Source organism: Aestuariibaculum sp. M13 (genome assembly GCF_024723255.1).
Classification (GTDB): Bacteria; Bacteroidota; Bacteroidia; order Flavobacteriales; family Flavobacteriaceae; genus Aestuariibaculum; species Aestuariibaculum lutulentum.
On the sequence record NZ_JANIAC010000002.1, the window covers coordinates 245,947 to 268,249 of the forward strand.

Annotated in this window: 19 protein-coding genes; 7 read left to right on the forward strand and 12 right to left on the reverse strand. The window is 31.9% G+C overall.

What is annotated here, in order from left to right:
• Positions 1-178: 178 nt before the first annotated feature.
• Complete coding sequence (locus tag NO995_RS08220) at positions 179-1,006, reverse strand: OmpA family protein (RefSeq protein WP_240574962.1); 828 nt, start codon at positions 1,004-1,006, stop codon at positions 179-181.
• Between the two features lie 472 nt (positions 1,007-1,478).
• Between NO995_RS08220 and NO995_RS08225 the strand changes: the two genes are divergently transcribed.
• From NO995_RS08225 to NO995_RS08245, 5 genes are all read left to right on the forward strand, one after another.
• Positions 1,479-2,108: a fasciclin domain-containing protein gene (locus NO995_RS08225; protein ID WP_258227086.1), complete on the forward strand. Its 630-nt coding sequence runs from the start codon at positions 1,479-1,481 to the stop codon at positions 2,106-2,108.
• Positions 2,109-2,301: 193 nt separating this feature from the next.
• Entirely contained in the window at positions 2,302-3,492 is a 1,191-nt protein-coding gene (locus NO995_RS08230) for a histidinol-phosphate transaminase (protein WP_258227087.1), read from the forward strand.
• Positions 3,492-4,601, forward strand: coding sequence for a permease (locus NO995_RS08235; protein WP_258227088.1), 1,110 nt, complete (start codon positions 3,492-3,494; stop codon positions 4,599-4,601). Before NO995_RS08230 ends, NO995_RS08235 begins: the two co-directional genes overlap by 1 nt.
• Positions 4,602-4,707: 106 nt before the next feature.
• Positions 4,708-6,405: an IPT/TIG domain-containing protein gene (locus tag NO995_RS08240; RefSeq protein ID WP_258227089.1), complete on the forward strand. Its 1,698-nt coding sequence runs from the start codon at positions 4,708-4,710 to the stop codon at positions 6,403-6,405.
• Positions 6,392-7,690 carry a hypothetical protein gene (locus NO995_RS08245; protein WP_258227090.1) on the forward strand — a complete coding sequence of 433 codons (1,299 nt, stop codon included), beginning with the start codon at positions 6,392-6,394 and terminating at the stop codon, positions 7,688-7,690. Before NO995_RS08240 ends, NO995_RS08245 begins: the two co-directional genes overlap by 14 nt.
• 16 nt (positions 7,691-7,706) lie before the next feature.
• Here NO995_RS08245 and NO995_RS08250 read toward each other — a convergent pair whose 3' ends face one another.
• Positions 7,707-9,833: a DUF748 domain-containing protein gene (locus NO995_RS08250; RefSeq protein ID WP_258227091.1), complete on the reverse strand. Its 2,127-nt coding sequence runs from the start codon at positions 9,831-9,833 to the stop codon at positions 7,707-7,709.
• A gap of 764 nt (positions 9,834-10,597) precedes the next feature.
• On the opposite strand from NO995_RS08250, the gene NO995_RS08255 reads away from it, so the two are divergent.
• Together NO995_RS08255 and NO995_RS08260 are read left to right on the forward strand one after the other, a co-directional pair.
• Positions 10,598-12,331: an APC family permease gene (locus NO995_RS08255; RefSeq protein WP_258227092.1), complete on the forward strand. Its 1,734-nt coding sequence runs from the start codon at positions 10,598-10,600 to the stop codon at positions 12,329-12,331.
• A 45-nt stretch (positions 12,332-12,376) separates the two neighbouring features.
• Positions 12,377-12,535: a hypothetical protein gene (locus NO995_RS08260; protein WP_258227093.1), complete on the forward strand. Its 159-nt coding sequence runs from the start codon at positions 12,377-12,379 to the stop codon at positions 12,533-12,535.
• Here NO995_RS08260 and NO995_RS08265 read toward each other — a convergent pair whose 3' ends face one another.
• From NO995_RS08265 to NO995_RS08310, 10 genes are all read right to left on the reverse strand, one after another.
• Complete coding sequence (locus NO995_RS08265; RefSeq protein WP_258227094.1) at positions 12,536-13,750, reverse strand: glycoside hydrolase family protein; 1,215 nt, start codon at positions 13,748-13,750, stop codon at positions 12,536-12,538.
• A gap of 16 nt (positions 13,751-13,766) precedes the next feature.
• The gene (locus tag NO995_RS08270) at positions 13,767-15,299 is read right to left on the reverse strand and encodes an arylsulfatase (RefSeq protein ID WP_258227095.1); all 1,533 of its coding nucleotides are present in this window, start codon (positions 15,297-15,299) and stop codon (positions 13,767-13,769) included.
• Between the two features lie 160 nt (positions 15,300-15,459).
• Positions 15,460-16,494 (reverse strand): MBL fold metallo-hydrolase, encoded by a 1,035-nt coding sequence (locus tag NO995_RS08275; protein WP_258227096.1) that lies wholly within the window; start codon positions 16,492-16,494, stop codon positions 15,460-15,462.
• A gap of 59 nt (positions 16,495-16,553) precedes the next feature.
• Positions 16,554-17,114 carry a GNAT family N-acetyltransferase gene (locus tag NO995_RS08280; protein ID WP_258227097.1) on the reverse strand — a complete coding sequence of 187 codons (561 nt, stop codon included), beginning with the start codon at positions 17,112-17,114 and terminating at the stop codon, positions 16,554-16,556.
• 33 nt (positions 17,115-17,147) lie between these two features.
• Positions 17,148-17,624 (reverse strand): GNAT family N-acetyltransferase, encoded by a 477-nt coding sequence (locus NO995_RS08285; RefSeq protein ID WP_258227098.1) that lies wholly within the window; start codon positions 17,622-17,624, stop codon positions 17,148-17,150.
• Between the two features lie 2 nt (positions 17,625-17,626).
• Positions 17,627-18,157, reverse strand: a complete 531-nt coding sequence (locus NO995_RS08290) for a GNAT family N-acetyltransferase (protein ID WP_258227099.1) — start codon at positions 18,155-18,157, stop codon at positions 17,627-17,629.
• Positions 18,158-18,679: 522 nt separating this feature from the next.
• Positions 18,680-18,928 carry a hypothetical protein gene (locus NO995_RS08295; protein ID WP_258227100.1) on the reverse strand — a complete coding sequence of 83 codons (249 nt, stop codon included), beginning with the start codon at positions 18,926-18,928 and terminating at the stop codon, positions 18,680-18,682.
• 141 nt (positions 18,929-19,069) lie between these two features.
• Positions 19,070-19,711, reverse strand: a complete 642-nt coding sequence (locus NO995_RS08300) for an HdeD family acid-resistance protein (protein WP_258227101.1) — start codon at positions 19,709-19,711, stop codon at positions 19,070-19,072.
• A 42-nt stretch (positions 19,712-19,753) separates the two neighbouring features.
• Positions 19,754-20,188 (reverse strand): VOC family protein, encoded by a 435-nt coding sequence (locus NO995_RS08305; RefSeq protein ID WP_258227102.1) that lies wholly within the window; start codon positions 20,186-20,188, stop codon positions 19,754-19,756.
• Positions 20,189-20,311: 123 nt separating this feature from the next.
• On the reverse strand, positions 20,312-22,117 hold the full coding sequence (locus NO995_RS08310; RefSeq protein ID WP_258227103.1) for a von Willebrand factor type A domain-containing protein: 1,806 nt from the start codon (positions 22,115-22,117) through the stop codon (positions 20,312-20,314).
• Between the last annotated feature and the right edge of the window lie 186 nt (positions 22,118-22,303).

Genomic DNA, 22,303 nt, shown 5'->3' on the forward strand with positions numbered 1-22,303 from the left:
AATTTTTTAGGCTAACAAATATAACAGATAAAAAGGCTTAACCTGAGTAATGGCGGGTTTTTTAATAAAGATTTAAGACTTTTCTAATCTAAAATTAACGAAATCTTAAACAAGAAAAAAAGCTGTCTAAACCTTATTAGACAGCTTTTTTTACAATGGATTAATAGAGAGATATTTTTTATTGTTCTGCATCCATAAGTGCAAAAAACTTATCGATGTTAGGTAAAATAACAATTCTTGTTCTTCTGTTTTTAGCTCTGTTTTCAGCAGAATCATTATCAACTAAAGGTTGGTAAAAACTTCTACCAGCTGCAATTAATTTTTCAGGAGCTACAGCGAAATTGTTTTGTAAACGCTTAACAACAGATGTTGCACGTAACACACTTAAATCCCAGTTATCTTTAACAGCTGCATTTTCAACCATCTTTTTATCATCGGTGTGTCCTTCAACCATAACATCTAAGCTTTCTTCAGAATTGATTACATCGGCAATTTTTTGTAAAATAGCATCAGCCTTATCTGTTACTTTGTAGCTTCCAGATTTAAATAACATTTTATCTGAAATAGAAATCATTACTACAGTTTCTTCAACTTTTACAGCAATATCATCACTTTCGTCAATATCGTTAGCTGAATTTTTAATATTGTAGGCAATGGCAGCATTCATTGAATCTTTAAGGGTAGTGGCGCCAACTAAATATTCTGCAGGCACATTTTTAAGTGTTTCACGCATTTTAACTTTAGCATCTTCACTCATAACAACACCATCAACGTTTACCATTTTGGCGTTACTTTCTTCGGTTAATGAATTAATTTTGTTGTTATACTCATCAACTCTTTGTTGAATTTTGGCAAATTTAGCTTCTAATTCTTCGTTTTCAACTCTTGTTTTGGTTAATTCACTTTTAAGTTGACCATTTTCTGTTTCTAAAGCAACATATTTCTTTTTAGAAACACAAGACGATAATAAAATCGCAGATAATACTACTAATGATATTTTTCTCATAATTAAAGTTTGTTGTTTTGCTATTAATTACGATAAGATGTTGATTATAGACGTTGACATGTAAAAAAAAACAAAAATAATTTATAAACCCTTGAAATAGAGTAGTTTTAAATATTCTATTTTACATAATATAAATTATAGTTCTTTTGTGTTATTTTAGTTTTCCAGTCATGACAATCAAAACTTTTAATGTGTCATTAATAAATCCTTAATTTTCAAATTCTTATTAATGTACGATAAATGAACGTCCTTGTCGTTTGAATAAGAAATTAAATTGAAATTCATATTATAAATCATATGTGTTTTATCTTGATATATTTGATCATTGAACTCTGTTGGTACAGATTGTTATATAGCTGATTTTATATAGATTAAAATTTGAATTGTTAATTTTGTTTAATTTTTTTTAAAAAAACTTGAACAAATAAAATAAATTGCTTAATTTTAGCGTATTAACTAAAACAAATAAGTGATGAAACGATTTTACAAATTAACTCCCCAAATCGTCATTTGTTTAACCCTAATCTTTTTTATGTTCTCTTGTAATTCAGAAGAAATTTCTACCATGCAAGATGATTCATCGGTGTCTCTTTATGAAATTATTGAGGCTAATTCAAGTTACAGTACAGCTAAAGCTGCGCCCAAAAAGGGTTCAGATCCTATAGCTGCAATTGCAATTGATAACGGAAGTTTTACGCAGTTGGTAGCTGCTTTAATGTATGTAGATGAACAACTTGGCACAGGTTTGGTTGATTTATTTTTAAACGGAAAGGATCAATTCACTGTTTTCGCTCCAAATGATGACGCTTTTAATGCTTTGTATGACGCATTAGAAATTACAGGAATTACCGATTTAGATGCTGAACTTGTTTTAAGTGTATTACAATATCACGTAACTACAGGTCGTAGAGCATCAAACAGCGTAGTTCCAAAAAATGGCATGCGCACGATTGAAACATTATTACCCGAAGCTACTTTTAATGTTTATCCAGACTTGAGTATTATGGCTATCGGAAATTCAGCAAACATCCTGGCAGCTGATATTTCTGCTTCTAACGGAATTATTCACGTAATCGATACGGTTATACTCCCTATAGAATAATTTGTTTGTAGTTTAATTGGTTTATTAGGTATAAAAGCTATCAAAATTTTGATAGCTTTTATTTTACATTTTTCTCAATAAAAACCAACTAATTCATTAATGAAAGTTAATTAAATATACTTTTTAGGTAATATTTATCATGAATTATACGTAATCTAATGTTAAATTAGCAATTAAATATAAGCTTCAAAAAATGAAAAACACAAAAATCAGCAGACGAGATTGGTTAAAAAAGGGATCTTTATCATTAGCAGGAATGGCACTGGTACCATCTGATGTATGGGCAGAATCTGTGAAAATGGCGCAAGCTAATAACAGTACTTTTTTATATAGTACCGATAACAATTTTAATGAATTTACGCCTCCTGATTTATTTGAATCTGAACTCAAAGCGATTTTAAGAGCTAATGAAAATCCTTATGGACCTCCTCCCCTTGCGGCTAAAGCTTTCCAGGAAGAAGTGTTTTCTGGAAACAGGTATGCTTGGTCTACACTTAACAATCTGATTGAAATGATTGCCAAAAAAGAAAATGTAAAACCTGAACAAATACTAATGGCTCCCGGGTCGTCTGATATTTTGGAGAAAGTAGCTATGGTATTCTTTCAGCATGGTGGAAATGTTGTTAGTGCCGATCCGAGTTACATGTCTTTAATAAATGTTTCCGAATCGTTTGGAGGGCAATGGAAGTCTGTTGAATTACTTGAAGATTATCAGCATGATTTAGAAGAAATGAATTCTGCTATTGATGCGAACACTAAACTTATCTATATATGTAATCCAAATAACCCTACAGGCTCTATAACCGATGCTAAAAAACTTAAAAATTTCTGTAGTAAAGTATCTGAAAAAGTTCCTGTTTTTGTTGATGAAGCCTATATTGAATTATCCGATAATGGTTTAAAGGATAGTATGGTTAGCTTGGTTAGTGAAGGAAAGGATGTTATGGTAGCCAGAACATTTTCTAAAATACACGGAATGGCTGGTTTGCGGATAGGTTATTTAATAGGAAAAGAGGAAACGATTGATAGAATTAATCAAATCACTAGAGGTGGTATGGGTATTACCGGTCCTTCTATCATGGCTGCCACAACAAGCTTAAAAGGGTCTGAATTTTTAGAAATGACTAAAACTAAAATAGCTGAGGCTCGTTCCTATACAAAAGCTTATTTAGAGCGTAAAGGATTTAACTATATGCCTTCTCAAACCAATTTTATGATTTTTGAAATAGACATGGACGGTAAAGAATTTTTAGAAAAAATATACAGTAAACAGGTTGGCGTTAGGGCATTTACATTCTGGGGGAAAAACTGGTGTCGGGTTAGTATGGGAACTATGGATGAAATGAAACTTTTTACCAATGCTATGGATGAAATATTTGCTTAATGACTGAATCTCTTACCAAAATTGTTTCTTTCATTTTATTTATTCTTGTTGGAGTTTTATTAAAGAAAAAATTCGCAAACAGTGAAGAACTAAATGGGTTAAAAAAAATAATACTGTTATTAGCACTTCCCGCTACTATTTTTATAGCACTCCTAAAGATTGATTTACAGCTAAACCTAATATTATTACCTGTTTTAGCATTAGGATTTAATCTGTTCTTGTTTTTGGTTACTCCTGTATTATTAATCTTTCTAGATATTACGAATGAATCTCAAATTAAAACAGCTAAATTACTTATACCTTCTTTAGCTCCCGGGTTATCTTGTTTTCCGTTTATTTTTGAATTTTTAGGAAATTCATACTTAGCCAAAGCTGCCATGGCTGATTTAGGGAATAAATTTTTTGTTCTTTTTGTATTGTATATAATTGCTATAAAATGGTATTACAGAAACAATAAAAACAATGAAGAATCTCTAAAAGATAAAATGACGTCTTTGGCTAAAGTCATGTTTTTTGAACCTGTAAATATTTTAATAATAATCGCATTATTGCTTTTAGCATTTGGAATTTCTATGTCGGATTTGCCATTATTTCTTCAAGATAATTTAAACAGGCTGGCAGGTTTACTTACTCCTATGGTCTTACTTTTTATAGGACTTGCGGTAAAAATTAAAAGCAAATCTTTTATTCAAATATTTTCGCTACTTATGTTAAGATATGGCGTCACACTTTTGTTAGTGGCTAGTATAGTGGCATTTGCTAAACTCAATGTTCATGACGATGTGTTATTTATAATTGTTTTTTCGCTAAGTGCCTGCAGTTTTTGGCCTTTTGCACATATTTCCAGTATTACTTCTAAGGAAATTAGTTTAAAAGTAAAACAAAACACATTCGATACAGATTACGCCTTATCCATTTTGGCTCTATCATTGCCATTATCCGTCTTATTAATTCTTACTGTTTTCACAACAGGAAAAACATTTACAACACCTGGAAATATTTTCTTATTAGCGTGTTGTATTATTTTGACAGGAACTAGTGTTCCCTTTTATAAATGGGCTAAAAAGGGTGCGCAGATTAAATCTAAGTATAGTAACGTAAAAAATTAAAAGTATCTGTCATTTCATTTATTCCCTTATTTATAACTGTTAGGTTCATATTATTCTTATATATTTGTTTTTTATATAAGTTAAATCTTTCAAAAAAACATAATTAATGAAACTCCTCTTAAAAGACATAAATTTAATACTATGTCTTATTTGTTTGGTTTTTATTTCTTGCGATAATAATTCTGAAGAAGTAAAATCTCAAATAGTAACTGAAATTGAACTAAGTGGTGTGTTTGACGAGGAAATAGCCATTAAAGGAGAAAATTTTGAATGGGATAAACTTCAGGTTTTTTTCGATTTAGAAAAGGCCCCAATAACATATTTTTCATTTACAGAAATAAGAGTTCGTGTTCCTAGGTCATTGGGGAAACATAATCCTACAATTAGAGTTATAGATTTGGTTAGTAATGAAGATATTATTAATCAAGTTTTTAATTTAAAACCTCCTAAAATTGAAAGTTACAGTAGTGCTGAAATAACCTTTGACGAGAAATTAATAATTAGAGGAGAAAATTTTGATATTAACAAAGACTATGTGGACGTCCGTATTAACAATGTAAAAGCTGAAATTTTTGCAGTTAGCTATAATATTATTGAAGTTTACATTCCATATGCCATTACAGACTCCAATTTAAAGATAGAAGTAACCTCGCAATTGCAAAGCGTCTTATCGTCTTTAGATTTAACACTAAAAAGACCTCAAATAAGTAAACTGCTTACTGAAAACATCTCTTATTTTGGACAAAAAATCATGTTAACCGGAGCTAATTTTAATCCAGATGAAGACTTTGGAGATGTTTATGTAGATGGTATATTGTGTAATTATTTTTCAGACAATAGTAATTTAATTGTAGACTCACCTATTGGCCCTTTTAACGAGTTTGAAATGAAAACTCTAACATATACAACTGCAGGAATGACAGTTAATTTTGACTTACATTTACCTATTACTAATTCAAGTATTATGGTAGAAGAATTAGCAAATATTAATTTCAACATTATAACTTACAATAATAAAGCCTACGCATTTACTGTAGATTATTATGATCCTCAGGAATTTGGATATCAGGTTGATTTGTTTGAATTTTCCCCTAATACAGAAAAATGGACTAAAATTGAAAGTTTTAGTTATGGCGGTTATCTAAACGAAGTTATATTCGATAATATAAATTCGGTTTATTTATATAAAGGCGTTGATAGAGTTAATAATAATGAACTTACAAAATTAAATTTGGATGATTTAACTGAAAAGAAATTATCTCTCCCTTTTCATGAAAGTCTGGGAGGAGCCAGTATGTTTGCTTTTCAAAATTATTTATATGTCTTTAATGGAAACTCCTATGAGAATGACCAAACAACTCCGTCTAATAAAAAATTTGTTTATTCAAGTAATGAAGATAAGTGGCAAGAAGTTAATAATGATGATTTCGCCAATAATATTTGGTTAGATAGTCAGGTTTATAATCGTATTTTTAATAACGGAAATCTTTACTTAACATTTGGCTATCCTAATGGTACCTACGAACTAAATCAAAATTTAGACCTTAATTTAATGATTGGTCCATATAGTGGAGGAATGCTATTTCCTAAAGACAACAAAATTATATGTGCTGGTAATACTGTTAATGACAGAACTTATATTTATAATATTTACGATAATAATACAACTACTCAAGTTATTTTTGCACCTCTTAGTAATCATAAGTTTTTTGTCTTAAATAATAACATTTACTTTTCGGCACAGCATAGTGCTAAATATTACACCTTTAAACTAAAAGATGGTTTTTTCAATGAAATTTTATAAAACTAATATCCTGCGTTTCTTAGTTTTTCTTTTGTTAGCGTCTTGTAGCTCACCAGATAATAAAGCGTTTCAAGATTCTATTGCAATAGAAATTACGTCTTTTACCACGTCTAAAAATAAGGTAGATATTTCTTGGAGTATAGAACGTTTCAACAGCGCAATTATTTCAAGTTTAAGCATTTACAGATACAGTACTGATAGTGATGCCGATAATTCTAATAGAGGGCAATTGATAGCAAATTTACCTTCTAATGAAACTTCTTTTACCGATAACGATGTACCTTATTTGGAAAACTTACATTATGTTATAAAGATTAATTATTTTATAGAAAATGAAAGCGGTAATGAATATTTTAATGTAGAGTCTGATGAAGCTGTTTTTGAACGGAATATTGTTAAATTGGAAAGAGTTCCTAATCACATAGTTCAGGATCAAACGAATCTGGATAATTATCATTTTTTAACCAAAAGTTCTAATCTTGATGTATTTCGTTATAATATGAATACGAATGCTATAGAAATGGATGTCACTTTTGAAAAAGGCTATAATTATCTCGATAAACTCATTATTAAGGATGAAAATATATTTGTAGGAAGTATTTATGGAGTTATAAATGGCTTAAATACTAATGATTATAGTAAGACAATAACTTATAATCTTCCTATTATTGATGAGTTAAAATCTTTTGGGTTTAGAGATAACGAAATTCATTTTAATGACAAAGAAACTTGGAATTGCTTTAAAATTGATAGCGGAGAGACAATTCCGGTGGGCTCATATTATTCAACAAACTTTGTGTTTTCCATAGATTTGAAAGACAATAAATTTTTAAATATAAGTAACCATTATCCTCATTTCTGGGCAACGATATATGATATAAGTGATTTTGAAAATATTAAAAAATTATACGAAACAGACGCCGTACTTAATCATACAAGTTATTTAGATAAAAGCATTCTTCATTTTAAAAATGATAATTCGCAATTTATTTCCACATTTTACGGCAGAGTCCTTAGCATCAAAGATTTAAGTTTATTGGCAGAGTTAAGCAAAATAACGGGATATCAATATTATCATTTTAAGTACGATAATAAAGGTAAGCTTTACGGTACTGTAAAAAACAACAAACTTATACATGTATTTAACGATGAAACATACGAGCTAATTGAAACCATCAAAACCAAATTATACCCTGTATTTCCTCTTATCTCAAAAGACGGCAGTCTTCAGTGTATTGGTGATTTAAATAGTTATTCTTTAAGACACGCTATCGAGACATTTTAAAATATTTTTAAATAAATTACTCTTCCTCTATTTCAAAATCCTGCTGTTCCTGACCTTCCATTTTATACTTAATTTCAAATACCGGCTGAGCTCCAATATTTTTTAAATTTGAAGATGAAGGTAATGTAATTTTAATCTTTGTGCTGTCGTTAGACTGTTTAGCCAAATACGTTTTAATACTTGCCACTCGAACCGAATCAAATGCTTTTGAAATGGAATCCACTTTCATTGTATCTAAAAGTTCTAATTGCTTAGCTATTTCTTCCTGTTGCTTGGTTTTATCATTAAAATACACCAATTCTATATCTAAACCGGGTTTGCTTTTTTCTAATCTACGAAGTAAATTAAGCTGATGCTCACGTTTACCAACAAGCGTAGTGTCCATATAAGTGTAATTAATTTCCTTAATATCACTGGGATCTACATTAATAAGGTTGGATAAAGCTCTAAAAGGCGAGGTTACTGTTTTTACTAAAAACTTACCAAAAGTACTCCAAACAATTTTTTTAATATTTATTTGAGGATCGTTTAAATCGCCTCGTACTGGAATATCCATATTTATTACACCGTCTTTATCTTTTAAAATAAATAGAGCCACTTTTAAAGGTAAATTGTAAAACGGACTTCCCTTTTTATTTCCAACTTCGGCGTTATGTACTATTAATTTATTTTCCAGATTAAGCTTGCCATGATCGATATCTATAATGCCTTTATAATACATGTCTCCATAAAGAATTGGATATCCGGTATATTCCATAGAATATATATTCAAATCGCTAAGCTGGAAGTTAGAAATCACGTAGTTAACCTTCATATTCATAGCAGCATCATTAGGATTAAAGCCAATATCGGCAGCTAATTGTCCACGTTCGTTTAAAACCATTGAAGCTTTACCGTTTACCCAGTCTGAATCACTTTTTATTTCGTTAAAATCCATCTTGGCTTTAGAAAAATTATAAACAAAAGGTGATGACGTTGTGTGGTCTGTAAATTTTAGTTTTCCATCGTTTACATGTAAAGATTTTATACTGTAACGCAATGGTGTTTCTTCGTGATTTTCAGACAAAACGGGAGGCTTTTCATTTGTTTCAGGTTCGTCTAAACCGAAAGACTTATAAAAATTATTGGAGTCTTTAAACAGTTCAAAATCAACATCCGGAGCCTGAATACTTATATCTCCTAATTGATATAAAGATTGCATTGGCATTAGCTTTTCTATTGGACAAACTATTTTATTGGCACCTAAAAATGTACGCCCGGAAACATCAGATAACGCAAAATGTTCTAAGGATGATGTTCCCTGAATAGTTAGTGTGTTAACAGTATTTATATTACCCGAAATATCAACTTTACCATAGGCTAAACCTTTAAGTCCTCCTATATTTAAATAGTCTTTTGTGTATGGTTTAAATGTTGAAATATCTAAGCTATCCATCTCTACATGAAGTAAATAGTCTCCTTTTTTAGAGTCAAACTTTGAAGCAATTCCAAAGCGTCCTCCTTCGGTAAGTTTAAAGGAAGCATCCATATTACTGGAGCCTCTTCCCCATTCGACATGAGGCAAATAAAATGATAAATTATTTAAGGTTTGAGTAACCTCGTGAGCTTCATCATTATACACCAAAGTTCCGCCATTTAACCTGAAATCCGATAAACTAAACAAATAAGCTTCATCATCGTTGGTTTTCTGTATAGAAACGGTATCCTTTTTATTTTCAGTAGTATAAAAAGCAACTAAATCATCAAAATTAAAAATAGAGTCTTTTTGAGAAATGTTTACCCAAAGATTTTTAATATATAATTGCTCAACAACTATTGAGGATGAAAAATACTCCAATGGATCGACATCCAGAATTAAACTATCTATAGAAACAAATTTATCCCGGTCATTTACTTCATACATGGTGGCACCAGAAAGCTTCACTGTTGATGTAAAATAGTTTATGGATAAATCATTAAGAGTTAACTTTCTACCCACCCATTCTTTGCCATTTTTTTCAAGCTGACTTCGAATAATTGAAGGTGAAACAGCAAGTAATACAACAATTAATAGCAATAAACTGAAACTTATAATTAAAAGTCGTTTTATGGAATTTCTTAAAGTGAAACCAAATAAATTTGACTTTTGTTTTTCGGTTGCCATAGTAAATAATATCTAGGGTTAAATTTTTATTTTGAAAAAGCAATGAATATACAAAGGTAACTATATAGCAAATACTTTCCATGGGTAATAGATAAACCAAAAGTTAAAATATATGAAATGCTTTATTTTATAGACCAATGACCTTGTTTTGACATATTGTTAAAACCAATTAAAAAGATGGAGTTTTATTTGATTTTATTATAATTAATTTTTACTATAAAAACACAGAATTGCATTGAGTAAAACTATGGAAATTGCAAAATCTTACTGCTTCTCATATTTTTCATATTTCGTACAAAGGCTAAGAAATTTTTAAATACGCGATTCTCAGAGAGAAGGAAATAGATTACAAAAATAATATCAATTTTCACCTTATCGATGAAAACTATTAAAATTAAAATATTAATATCAAAATCTTATATAGGTGTTTTAAATTCAGGATTCTTATAATTTTATTATTCCTTGTTAGCGGACAATTATTTTCAAATAAGCGATTCTCAGCCAATAAAGAACTGTATTGTAAACCGACATATATTTTATGTATAAACATAACTAAATCAGTTTGTTATTAATTATTTCCTTAATAATGTATGCTTCAAAATTTAGAAATATAGTTTGATTTAGATACCAAGAAGATTTTTTTTCATATTTTAAAATAGGAAAATATTATAATTAAAAGTTTCATTTACAGCAATATAAGAGATGAAAATTCCTTAAATTAGTTAGAGTGAATTATTTCATGTTTCCGACTAAATTCTCATATTATGTCTAAAAAACAGTTAAACGAATTGGCTGCAACAGCAATTTGTGGAAATGACATTAGTTCTTCTTGTTTATATGTTTCAGCTCTATCAATTGTTTATGCCGGTCAGTATGCCTGGATTTCTTTACTCCTGGTTTCTGCTATTTTATTTTTATACCGAAAAATATATGGAGAAGTTGTTGGAGCATTACCATTAAACGGAGGTGCTTATAATGCATTACTTAATACCACAAAAAAATCTACAGCTTCTTTTGCGGCAACATTAACAGTATTATCTTACATGGCTACTGCGGTAATCTCTTCAAGCGAAGCTGTGAAATATGCACATAGTTTATGGAGCGGCATACCTATTGTTTATGCCACCATTTTTTTATTATTTATTTTCATGGCATTAGTGATTTTAGGAATCGGTGAATCTTCTAAGGTTGCCATTTTCATATTTATATTTCATTTAAGCTCGCTCGTTATTTTATGTTTTTTCAGTTTATACTTTTTATTTTCAAATGGGTTTGATGTATTTGTTGAAAATTTCAAAGCGCCAGTTAAAGGAAGTATAGCTACTGCCCTATTCTTCGGATTTGCGGCAGCTATGTTGGGAATTAGTGGTTTTGAAAGTTCTGCAAATTACGTAGAAGAGCAGAAAAAGGGTGTTTTTAGAAAAACCTTAAAAAATATGTGGATTATTGTAACCGTATTTAATCCGTTATTAGCATTTTTAGCCTTATCCACAATTCCGCTGCCAACCATTACAACCCATGAAGATACACTATTGTCTTTTATGGGGCATTTAACCGGCGGAAACTGGTTATTATATTTAATATCTATCGACGCCGCCTTGGTTTTAAGTGGCGCTGTATTAACATCTTATGTAGGTGTAGGAGGCTTAGTTGAACGTATGGCGTTAGATCGCATTCTGCCTAAAATCTTATTAAAAAAGAACAAACGTGGTAGTTCTTATTTAATATTTGTTGCTTTCTTTTTGCTCTCTACTTCCATCCTGTTAATCACCGAAGGAAATTTAGAGTCGCTGGCGGGTATTTATACTATTGCCTTTTTATGTGTTATGATTTTGTTCAGTTTTGGAAATATGCTTTTAAAAGTGAATCGTAAAAAATTACCAAGACCGGAAGTTGCCGGTTGGCTACAATTACTCATTGCGATTTTTGGTGTAGGTATAGCTTTAATTGGAAATATTATTTTAAATCCGAAAGATTTAAATGTGTTTTTAGAATATTTTATTCCAGCCATGTTAGTCATTGGTTTTATGTTATATCGTATTACTATTCTAAAAGCTGTATTATTTTTTCTTGATTATATTACCCCTGAAAAGAAAACCATTTTTAAATATTTGAATGTAAAAATAAAACACGCTATCCATAGAATTAATTCTCAGCATTTTGTGTTTTTCACCAATCATGACGATGTTGCAACCCTAAATAAAGTACTTCAATACATTGAAAGTAATGAGAATACAAGACGTTTAAAAATTGTATCTGTTTTAGGAAATCAACCTCATGTCTCCGAAAATCTTAAAATTGATGTTGAAGTTTTAGATCGTGCGTATCCAGATATTGATATTGAATTTATTGAAGAACCCGGTAAATTTGGTCCTGAAAAAATTCAGGAACTTTCTAAACGCTGGCGTATCCCCATTAACTTTATGTTTATTGGTTCGCCAGGAGATAAATTCCCTTATCGTATTGAAGAGCTTGGCGATGTCAGGCTTATTATATAGCCTTTAGCTTTACAACAAACTATCTAATTCCAAACGCTTTTTTTTATGTTGCTTAAAGCAAAAGCTGCGGCGGAAGCGGTAAATACTAAGAAATCGAAAGCTCTTTTAATTCCGGTTGAGAAGGTCATTGAAAATGCGAAAGTCAATATCAATATGCCGCTCAAAAATGCTTTTATAATTGTAATATTTAAGTTTCTAAAGTAATTAATTCTCAATTAACTTCAACGGAATATGCACATTAAAAGATTCACCCTTTTGTGTAGGGTTGACATTAATTAAAGCTCCTGCAGAATAAAGTACTTCTGGCGTACCATCCTCAGCTATTAGTAATTGAGGGCGTTCTAAACGATTCATATGTAAAGTATCTCCAGATTTTAGAATCACTTCCTTTTTCATAAAGAAAGATTTTTCAGGTTTCGTCCATTTAATGCCATCTACAGATTCTAATAAAGCCAAACCGGGCTGTCCCATTGTAATTTTACCAGTAAAATCCTTTAGAACTACATAAAATTTTTGATGTGTTTTATGATACCAGACATACGGATCTTCGCCACTGGCAATTGTACCGTCTTCGTTTCGAATATCAAACACAAAATTATCAGTAGCTGTAAAAGGCCCTGTTGGAGAATCGCTAATTGCAACACCGTGAACACCTCTCCAACCCGGATTATAAAAATTTCCTTTAAAAAATAATAGGTATTTTCCATCTGAAGGGCGTTGAACAACCGACGGATTAACCACTATAATATTATCTGGTTTTGGCTCTGTTCCTTCTGGTGACGGCATCACAATATTGTTTGGTTTTACACGGGTTCTTGGCGTTAAAAGAGGTGTGTCAAATCGTTTGTATTTTCCGTTCATCAAGTCCTCAAAACTATTGAATTCAATAACTCCGATACACTGACTTTGCTGAACGCGATTACGTTTGTCGACATGTTCTCCTTTAGAACCTGTTGGTTGAACTCCGGGATCTTTACCTGCGCCATAATACAAATAATACTTGTTGTTAAATTTCTTCACATGAGGATTATGAACCATTTGTGCATCCCATGCTGTTGAGTCTCCTTCTAATGCCCTACCTTTTAATACTATTTTTTGAATCTTGAAATCTCTGTCTGGATAATCGGAAACGGCATATGCTATTTTAGAATGCAGGACCCATGAATTCGAAAAAGATGGAATAGAATCACCGCATTCCCATGTGGAATATAGCATATGAAACTTGTTATCATCTCCTTTTACAACACTACCACCCCACACAAAACGGTTAGGATCATTTAACACAGATGGCCCAACAATAAGGTTTCCTTCTACTTTACCATCGATTGGCAATTCTTGTATTTGTATGAAAGTTGAATGCTTTTCGGCACAGCTATAAGCAAATAAAGCTATGCTTAAACTAAGAAAAAATATCTTCATGAATTTTAATTTGTTATTATTTGGAGCTAGTAGTTGTTCTATTAACGGAAAATCCTTGGTTACGATATGTTTCAAGTAATACTTCTAATTCTTTAATTTTTTCAGGATATTCATTATAAAGATTAGTACGTTGCTCTGGATCATTCTTCATATTAAACAGAATGCCTTCAGTATCGAAATCGGTATATCCTGTTAAATTTTTAAATGCTTCGGGCATATCACGATGTCCTCCAGATGAACTATTTATATATATCCAATCGCCCTTTCTGATTCCCCACTTAGAATCAAACGTGTTATGAACTGTTGCTTCGCGAAGTGGCTTTTGGTATTCTTCACCATTTAAAAGTGGTAGCAGATTATAACTATCAGGAGCTGCATTATCAGGCAAATCGGCACCGACAATTTTTGACAAAGTAGCCATAATATCCACTTGAGAAACCACTTCATCTGTTACCAAACTGGCTTTAATATGGTCTGGCCATTTCATAATAAGAGGCACATGGTGACCACCTTCCCAAACATCTCGCTTTAAGCCTCTAAATTTTCCCATACTATAGTGATCGTATTCTACAGCACGTTGCCAGGCATAATGTTCTGGGCCATTATCGGCGCTAAAAATAACAATGGTATTATCTTCAAAACCATTATTCTTTAAAGCTTTCAAAACTTGTCCAACAACCCAATCGGTTTGAACCATATAGTCGCCATAAGCGCCTGCCTTCGATTTTCCATCAAATTCATCATTAGGAATAATAGGAGCATGTGGTGATGGTAAAGCAAAGTACAAAAAGAATGGTTGGTTTCCTTTTTGTTTATTAATCCATTCTGTAGTCTTCCTTGTTAGTGTGGGTAATACATTATAAGGATTCCACCCCTTGACTCTTGGTCCGGGACGAAATTCCCATTTCCCTTCTTTAATTTCAAAACCTATGTTTTCACGAGTCATCTTTTCTGTTGGAGCTTCAAGAACTTTCACGTTTTCAACCCAGGCATAAGGAGGAAAATTAATGGTGCCGTCACCAAAATAATAATCAAACCCTCGATCTAAAGGCCCACCTTTTATGGGTTGACTCCAATCTATATCTTCAGGTAAATACTCATTAACTTTTCCCTCCTTTGATTGAGATTCCTGTTTCAACTGCCAATCCCAGCCTAAATGCCATTTGCCAATGCATGCTGTAGTGTAATCCTTGGTTTTTAATACCTGAGGAAGTGTTACATCAGAATCCTTAAAAAACGGTTTACCAAAAGATCCAACAATTCCATGTTGCCTGCGCCAATGATATGTGCCGGTTAAAAGCGCAAAACGACTTGGAGAACATATCCCTGAAGAGCTATGTGCATCTGTAAAACGTATACCTTCTTTGGCCAGATTATCTAAATGAGGCGTCGGTATTTTTGAATTCGGATTTTGTATATTCAAATCACCATAACCCATATCGTCTGCATAAATGATAACAATATTAGGTTTGGACTTATCCGTTTTTTTAATACAACCTGTTAACAAACTTGATATAAAAACAAGTTGAACTAATTTGAGTACTCGCATAAATCATTACTTAATCGTAAGACACAAAATACTATCTGTGTTTTATTTATTCAGAAAAATTTCGATAGACAACAAGGTGTAAACCTTCAACAGCATCTGGCTTTATAAATTATCATCCTAAATATATACTTCCAATTTATGCGAGACCCTTATTCAAAAATTACTTCCACCATACGGAATTTTTGTAATCTTTATAATTTATTAATTCTCCCAACCTTGGATAACTAACAGGAATATTTTTTTCTTCAGCCGATTTTATAAATTCATCTACAGGATGTTGCCAATGGTGTTGAGCTAAAGCAAAACCTGCCCAATGTACAGGCATGATATGTTTGGCGTCAGCATCAATAGCGGCCTGCACACTTTCTTCGGGGAACATATGTATTAAATGCCAGTTTTCGTTATACTGGCCACATTCCATAAAGGCAAAATCGAACGGCCCTAAGCGCTCTCCAATTTCTTTAAAATGGTTACCGTATCCACCATCTCCAGAAAACCATACATTTTCAGAGGCCGTTTTAAAAGTCCAGCCTCCCCAAAGAGACTTAGCTCTATCCGTTAATCCTCTTCCGGAAAAATGACGGGTTGGCGTAAAGGTTATTTGAATATCATCTATAGATTTTGCATCCCACCAATCAAATTCGGTTATTTTTTCTTCATGGATTCCCCATTTCGCTAAATGACGTTTTACACCCAAAGCAACAAAATATTGTTTCACTTTAGATTTTAATTTTTTTATACTTTTATAATCTAAATGATCGTAGTGATCGTGGGTAAGCATTATTAAATCAATCTCCGGAAACTCATCTATTAAATTTAACGTGTCCTTACTAAAACGCTTTATTGGAAATGGCGATATTGGTGCGGCATTATCCCCTAACATAGGGTCGATAAGTATAGTTTTGTTGTTGATGCGTATAAGTACTGCCGAATGACCATACCAGATAAATTTCATCGTTTCCGAAGGTGATAAAAACTGCTCGCTATCAAAAGAATCCATAGCTATAAAGCTTGCAGGTTCTCTGCCATCCTTTTTGCAAAATTGCTTGTATAATAGTTTCGGAATGTTCTGAATGCTAATAGACATGGTTGTTTCTTCAAGATTTTGAAACTTACCGTCTTTCCAGTTTTTGCTATTTGAGTATTTTAAAATGTCTGCTTCTGTTGGCTTCGCGCCGTATTGTTTTTTATTCATAATCCCTTTGTCGGAAACCTTCAAGAAACCTTTTCTCAAACAAATAAAATAAATCAAATCTACCCATTGCTTTTACTCCAGTGAGATTTCGATATTTCATAGCAAAGACAAACTTCGTATTCAGGGTATTCTTTAAGTTTAGGATGCTTAAATTCTGAAACTTTTTTCATTCCTATTTTTTTCATGACTTGTTCTGAGTTTACATTTTGCCTGGTGCAGGTCGCTATAACCTGATCTAAATTCAATTCTGTAAAAGCTAATTCCAGACATCGCTTGGCACCTTCGGTAGCATAGCCTCTACCCCAAGCCTTTTTCTTTAAACGCCAGCCTATATCAACGGCCGGAGTAAACTCCGATTCATAAGTTTGATAAGCCAAACCTATAAACCCTATAAATTCTCCAGTTTCTAAAACTTCAACAACAAAATAATTATAACTGTGTTTTTCAAAATGGACCTGTAATCGATCAATAAATTCAGATGTTTCTTTTGTTGTTAGAGTCTTTGGAAAATGCTTCATCACATCTTCATCGGCATTCATTTTAGCAAATTCATCTAAATCATTTGTGCTCCAGTTACGAAAGCCAAGTCTTCGTGAAGTAAAAATGTAATCTATTTCCATGGTTTGTTTAGTTGGTATTGGTAATTTTAAATCTTATATTTTTTTATTCATCCAAATGTTACATGATGTATGTCCTGATTTACCTAAGGGCTCCCTTAAGGTTTGAAAACCTAATTTTGTATACATTTTTACTGCTGTGGCAAAATGAGGCAAACTTTCCAGATATATATTGGTATAACCTAAAGCTTTAGCTGATTCTATACTTTGCTCCATTAGCTTTGTTCCAACTCCTTTACCTCGGGCTGAAGGAGCTAAATAAAACTTAACCAATTCCACATAACCTTCGGGCAGCCCATCGGTTGGATATATACCACAACAACCTAAAATTTCACCTTTTTCTTCCGCTACCCATAATATTGATTTTTCTGTATCAAATAATGAAAACAAATCATCAGTTGTCGGATCTGAATATACCGTGCCACATTTTGGAGCATCATGTTCATCGAATGTATTTTTTATAATACTTGCTAAAAACGGATTGTCTTCTGGTTGGATTTTTCGAATAATCATGATTACAAATTGCTTTGTTTTGAAAATTTATAATGTAATAGATCTTCATCGTCATTTGGGATATTAATGATTCCCATACATGTTAATCCTAATTTTTCCAACAAGCGCTGTGAACTTATATTTTCCTTTGTTGTAATGGCATGAATTTCTGATAGTCCAAATTCAAATAAAGCTAATTCCTTCACTTTAGTAGCCGCTTCAAAAGCATATCCTAGCTTTTCGAATGCAGGAAGAAAGGCAAAACCAATATCGATGCCATCTAAACCTTCTCGGTCGTAAAGTCCGCAACTACCAATTTTACAAAGGTCTGTTTTTCGAATTAATGTGTAATTTCCATAGCCCAATCGTTGTAATTGAGGCATCATTTTACTTTCAATATAATCTTTCGCAGCTTCAATGGTATTTACTTGTCTGTCTCCAATATATTCTAGCCATTTAGGTGTATTAAATAATTCTAACACAAAAGCAGCATCCTCTACAGTTGTTGGTTTAAGAATGAGACGTTCTGTTTCGTAGCATTTATATAAATTCATTAGTCATATTTAGAACTTAAATATAAATTATATCTGAATAACTTTTTTAGAAAAAATCAGTTGTACTTCTTGTCCTATTTCCAAACTCACAGGAAAATTTATGTTTTTTGATTTAATGAATTCCATACCTTTAATTTCTTCTTTTATGGTGATTTGTCCCGATTCTAATTTTGAGTTGGATCACAAACAGAAACTACAAGTGGATTTTTTTCCTTTTTGATAAAACTAAACAAATACTTAAGTCTTTTCTATAATATAAATACAAACACCAATAGAAAAATTAAAAATCTATTTGTAATTATTTAAATGTCATAATTTTTCTGAAGAAAATCCTGTTAGTTACTTACGAACTGTTGAATGCAGGAATTTGAGTTTCCATTGGCCATTTACCTTTTTAAACGTGGCGCTCTCCAACCATTCAATCTCGCGATATATGGAATCGTTAATTACAAAACTGCCATGATTGTAATATACCATATCTCCATAATTGCCATTAATTTCTACACTTTTAAAATCGAATTGCTAATGCCTTTTAATAGACTTCATTTTCGGGTTTTCACGTACTAAACTATCATTAGTCCAGATTAGGTCATTTTCAAAAAGCACAAAATCTTCGGTAGTTAATCGGTTTAATTCATCTAAATCCTGCGTTTTTATACCATCAAAATAGTTTATCAATACCTTTTTTAACAGTTCAGGATTTTCAACCTCGTGACTGCAGTTGAAAAATAACACAAAGCATACAGCTATCAATGGAATTATTGATTTCATAATTTGTTGATTGATTTAAATGAACAAACGAAATAGACAATAATCTTTTATGTCTATGGAAATTAATGTTTTATAAATATAAAAAACAAAGCGCCTTTCAAGTAGCGCTTTGTTTTTGTTTATCAATTTTATATGGCCTTTTTAGGTCTTATTCATTTCATCGTGCATTTCCTTTTTAATAGCATCATATCTACTTTTTAACTCATCGGAAATTTTACCAGGCATGGCATTTAACTTTTTAAGTTTTATGGATAAATAAATACTAAATGCACCTACAACTATTAATGTTAATCCTATCCAGAAAATAATTGTCATACCTGCCAATACCGGATTCCAAATTAAAATAAAAGAAAACACAACACCCAATACGCTTACAATCATTAATTTTGTCCAGTCCGACACGCCGTATTGCTTTAATTCTAAGGCATAGCTAATCCCCATCATGGAGCGAAACAACATAAGAAATCCGATGTAAAATGATAAGGTTACTAACGTAATTTCAGGTTTAGACATTAATAGTATACCGATTAAAAAGGTCATGATACCAAATGCTAAATTCCAGCCCCAATTATCCATTTCATCTTTATTTGCCATTGCAAAAGTAATTTCTCCTATACCTGAAAAGATAAAAGAAAGGCTAAACATAAATGCTAAAGCTAAAAATGATTCTACTGGAGACATTAAAGCATAGATACCTAAGCCTGCAAATAGTAGGCCGACAATAAAAGGAATATACCAATGCTTAACAGAATTTCTAATGGTTTTTAAGAATTGTGCTTTCATATTTTATAATGATTTATTTAGTTACAGCTTGAAAAATCTACATTAAATATTATGCTTTTCATCAAAATCAACCATCCACTCAATACCGTATTTATCTCTGAACATTCCGAAATAAGAACCCCAAGGACTGTCTGCAATTGGCATTTCTATGGTTCCGCCTTCAGAAAGTCCGTTAAATAACTTATCGGCTTCCTCTTTGCTTTCTGCACCAATAGAAATTTTACTTCGGGTTTCGTTTTCATTATGTTTTCCCATAAACTCCGGCGTATCGCTAGCCATTAAAACATTGGTTTTACCAATTGGAAGGGCTATATGCATTATTTTGTTGGCCTCTTTATCTGATACCTGATCATCTAAGTTTTCAAAATCTTTAAAACGTACCAACATGGCAAACTCACCTCCAAACACCGATTTATAAAATGTAAAGGCTTCTTCGGCGTTTCCATTAAAATGGATATAGGGATTAATTTGTGCCATTTGGAAGGATTTTAAAGTTAATTAACAAACAATTACCACTTCATTTTCAATGACTTAAATATACTAAAAGTGATAAACATTTTGTTGAAAAATCCCAGTAAAATAACAGCAAATAATTAAGATTTACTCCTGTACAGTAGTACTTAAAAGTTCTGCGCTTTTTATTAAACGAATCATTTCCCCCCGGTAACCTTCTTCGTCATTTCCTTTTGATTCTTTTGCTAAGTTGTAAGCTGATTCCCAGGTAGTGGTTCCCAAATATTTTGAATTTCTTAAAAGCATTCCAAATTCTGCTACAGACGCTGAAAACCTAAAATTATCTGAAGTTTGATTTATTGCTACTGTTGTGTTTTTCACAGATTGCTCAATGAGTAAACTCTTATTTTTATCCGGTTTTTTGTAGCGTAATTTAAGCGTGATTAAATCATTGCTTTCCAGTGCCTGGTTAGTTAATTCTGATGTCTGATATTTTAAACCTCTGTCATTCTTTTCATTATTTTTAGAAGGTATTATCTCGTATAAGGCAGTAACCGTATGCCCTGCTCCTATCTCTCCGGCATCTTTGGTGTCGTCTTCAAAATCTTCATCATTTAACAGCCTGTTTTCGTAACCTACCAGTCGGTATTTTGAAACATGAGCCGGATTAAACTCCAGCTGAAATTTAACGTCTTTCGCAATGGTATATAATGTGCCACCAAACTCACTAACCAGTACTTTTCTGGCTTCTAATAAATTGTCGATATAGGCATAGTTACCATTGCCTTTATCAGCAATAATTTCCATTTTATCATCTTTATAATTTCCCATACCAAAACCTAAAACAGAAATCGCAATCCCCTTTTCTCGCTCGCTGGTTATAAGCTGTTCCATTTCAGAATTGCTACTTAAACCCACATTGAAATCACCATCCGTAGCCATAATAATTCTATTATTTCCCTTTTTCAAGAAATTCTCGTTAGCCACCTTATAGGCTAATTTTAAACCTGCACCACCAGCAGTCGATCCACCAGCACTCAAGCTTTCCAGTGCATCAATTATGGTTTTCTTTTCACTACAACTTGTAGAAGGCAGTACCAAACCAGAGTTTCCGGCATAAACTACAATAGCCACACGATCTTCAGGTCTTAAGTTTTCTAAAAGTAGTTTTAATGATGATTTTAATAATGGTAATTTATTAGGGCTGTTCATAGATCCTGAAACGTCTAATAAAAATACAATGTTTGAAGGCGGCAAATCTTCCATAGGTATGTCTTTTCCCTGTAATCCTACGTGTAAAAGCAGGTTGTTTTTATTCCAGGGACAAGTTGATAATTCTGTGTTAATGCTAAAGGGCACATCGCCTTTTGGTTGCTGATAATCGTATTTGAAATAATTTATCATTTCTTCAATTCGAACAGCATCTATAGGTGGTAAATTTCCATTGTTAATGTGTCGGCGCACATTACTATAGGATGCTTTATCAACATCTACAGAAAATGTGGATAACGGATTTTTAGTCACATCCTTAAAATCATTTTCTTTAACAGTGGCATAACTTTCATTGTTTGGAATAACAAAATGCGCAACAGCACCTACAGCTGATTTTCTCTCCATTTTAGCCATACCTACTACTACAACTTCTTCTAAAGCAGCAGAATCCTGCTCTAAAGTTACGTTGATTACAGTTTTACCTTTAGCATTGACTTCTTTAGTTTTAAATCCTACAAATGAAAATACCAAAATTTGATGCTTTGCATCGATTTCAATTTCGTATTTGCCATCAAAGTCTGTTACGGTCCCCTTTGGTGTACCTTTTACATAAACAGACGCTCCCGGAAGCGGCGTTTTATTATCATCATAAACTATTCCTGTTATTTTTTGCCCAAATACGGTGTGAGTCAATAATAAAACAAAGAAAGCAATAGTAAAAGAGGTCTTGTTTAGTTTCATAATGGTATGTTTTAAGATTAATGATTCGAATGCATTATATATGTAAAATTTTTAATACACATAAACTATTCCAAACTAACTTGCTCAACCAAAGATTTTTAGGTTTGTAAATAATTTCTTTAAGTTAAAGAAATTGTACGTAATATCCTAAACAAAAAACATCTTGAATAATAGGTCTTCATATGA

Coding starts and splice junctions, on each gene's coding strand:
- NO995_RS08285 (WP_258227098.1), bottom strand. CDS start 17,624: ATGATTATTCGAAAAATCCAACCAGAAGACAATCCGTTTTTAGCAAGT.
- NO995_RS08280 (WP_258227097.1), bottom strand. CDS start 17,114: ATGGAAATAGATTACATTTTTACTTCACGAAGACTTGGCTTTCGTAAC.
- NO995_RS08265 (WP_258227094.1), bottom strand. CDS start 13,750: ATGAAGATATTTTTTCTTAGTTTAAGCATAGCTTTATTTGCTTATAGC.
- NO995_RS08250 (WP_258227091.1), bottom strand. CDS start 9,833: ATGGCAACCGAAAAACAAAAGTCAAATTTATTTGGTTTCACTTTAAGA.
- NO995_RS08290 (WP_258227099.1), bottom strand. CDS start 18,157: ATGAATTTATATAAATGCTACGAAACAGAACGTCTCATTCTTAAACCA.
- NO995_RS08305 (WP_258227102.1), bottom strand. CDS start 20,188: ATGGCACAAATTAATCCCTATATCCATTTTAATGGAAACGCCGAAGAA.
- NO995_RS08270 (WP_258227095.1), bottom strand. CDS start 15,299: ATGCGAGTACTCAAATTAGTTCAACTTGTTTTTATATCAAGTTTGTTA.
- NO995_RS08295 (WP_258227100.1), bottom strand. CDS start 18,928: ATGAAATCAATAATTCCATTGATAGCTGTATGCTTTGTGTTATTTTTC.
- NO995_RS08225 (WP_258227086.1), top strand. CDS start 1,479: ATGAAACGATTTTACAAATTAACTCCCCAAATCGTCATTTGTTTAACC.
- NO995_RS08260 (WP_258227093.1), top strand. CDS start 12,377: ATGTTGCTTAAAGCAAAAGCTGCGGCGGAAGCGGTAAATACTAAGAAA.
- NO995_RS08230 (WP_258227087.1), top strand. CDS start 2,302: ATGAAAAACACAAAAATCAGCAGACGAGATTGGTTAAAAAAGGGATCT.
- NO995_RS08235 (WP_258227088.1), top strand. CDS start 3,492: ATGACTGAATCTCTTACCAAAATTGTTTCTTTCATTTTATTTATTCTT.
- NO995_RS08310 (WP_258227103.1), bottom strand. CDS start 22,117: ATGAAACTAAACAAGACCTCTTTTACTATTGCTTTCTTTGTTTTATTA.
- NO995_RS08240 (WP_258227089.1), top strand. CDS start 4,708: ATGAAACTCCTCTTAAAAGACATAAATTTAATACTATGTCTTATTTGT.
- NO995_RS08245 (WP_258227090.1), top strand. CDS start 6,392: ATGAAATTTTATAAAACTAATATCCTGCGTTTCTTAGTTTTTCTTTTG.
- NO995_RS08255 (WP_258227092.1), top strand. CDS start 10,598: ATGTCTAAAAAACAGTTAAACGAATTGGCTGCAACAGCAATTTGTGGA.
- NO995_RS08300 (WP_258227101.1), bottom strand. CDS start 19,711: ATGAAAGCACAATTCTTAAAAACCATTAGAAATTCTGTTAAGCATTGG.
- NO995_RS08275 (WP_258227096.1), bottom strand. CDS start 16,494: ATGAATAAAAAACAATACGGCGCGAAGCCAACAGAAGCAGACATTTTA.
- NO995_RS08220 (WP_240574962.1), bottom strand. CDS start 1,006: ATGAGAAAAATATCATTAGTAGTATTATCTGCGATTTTATTATCGTCT.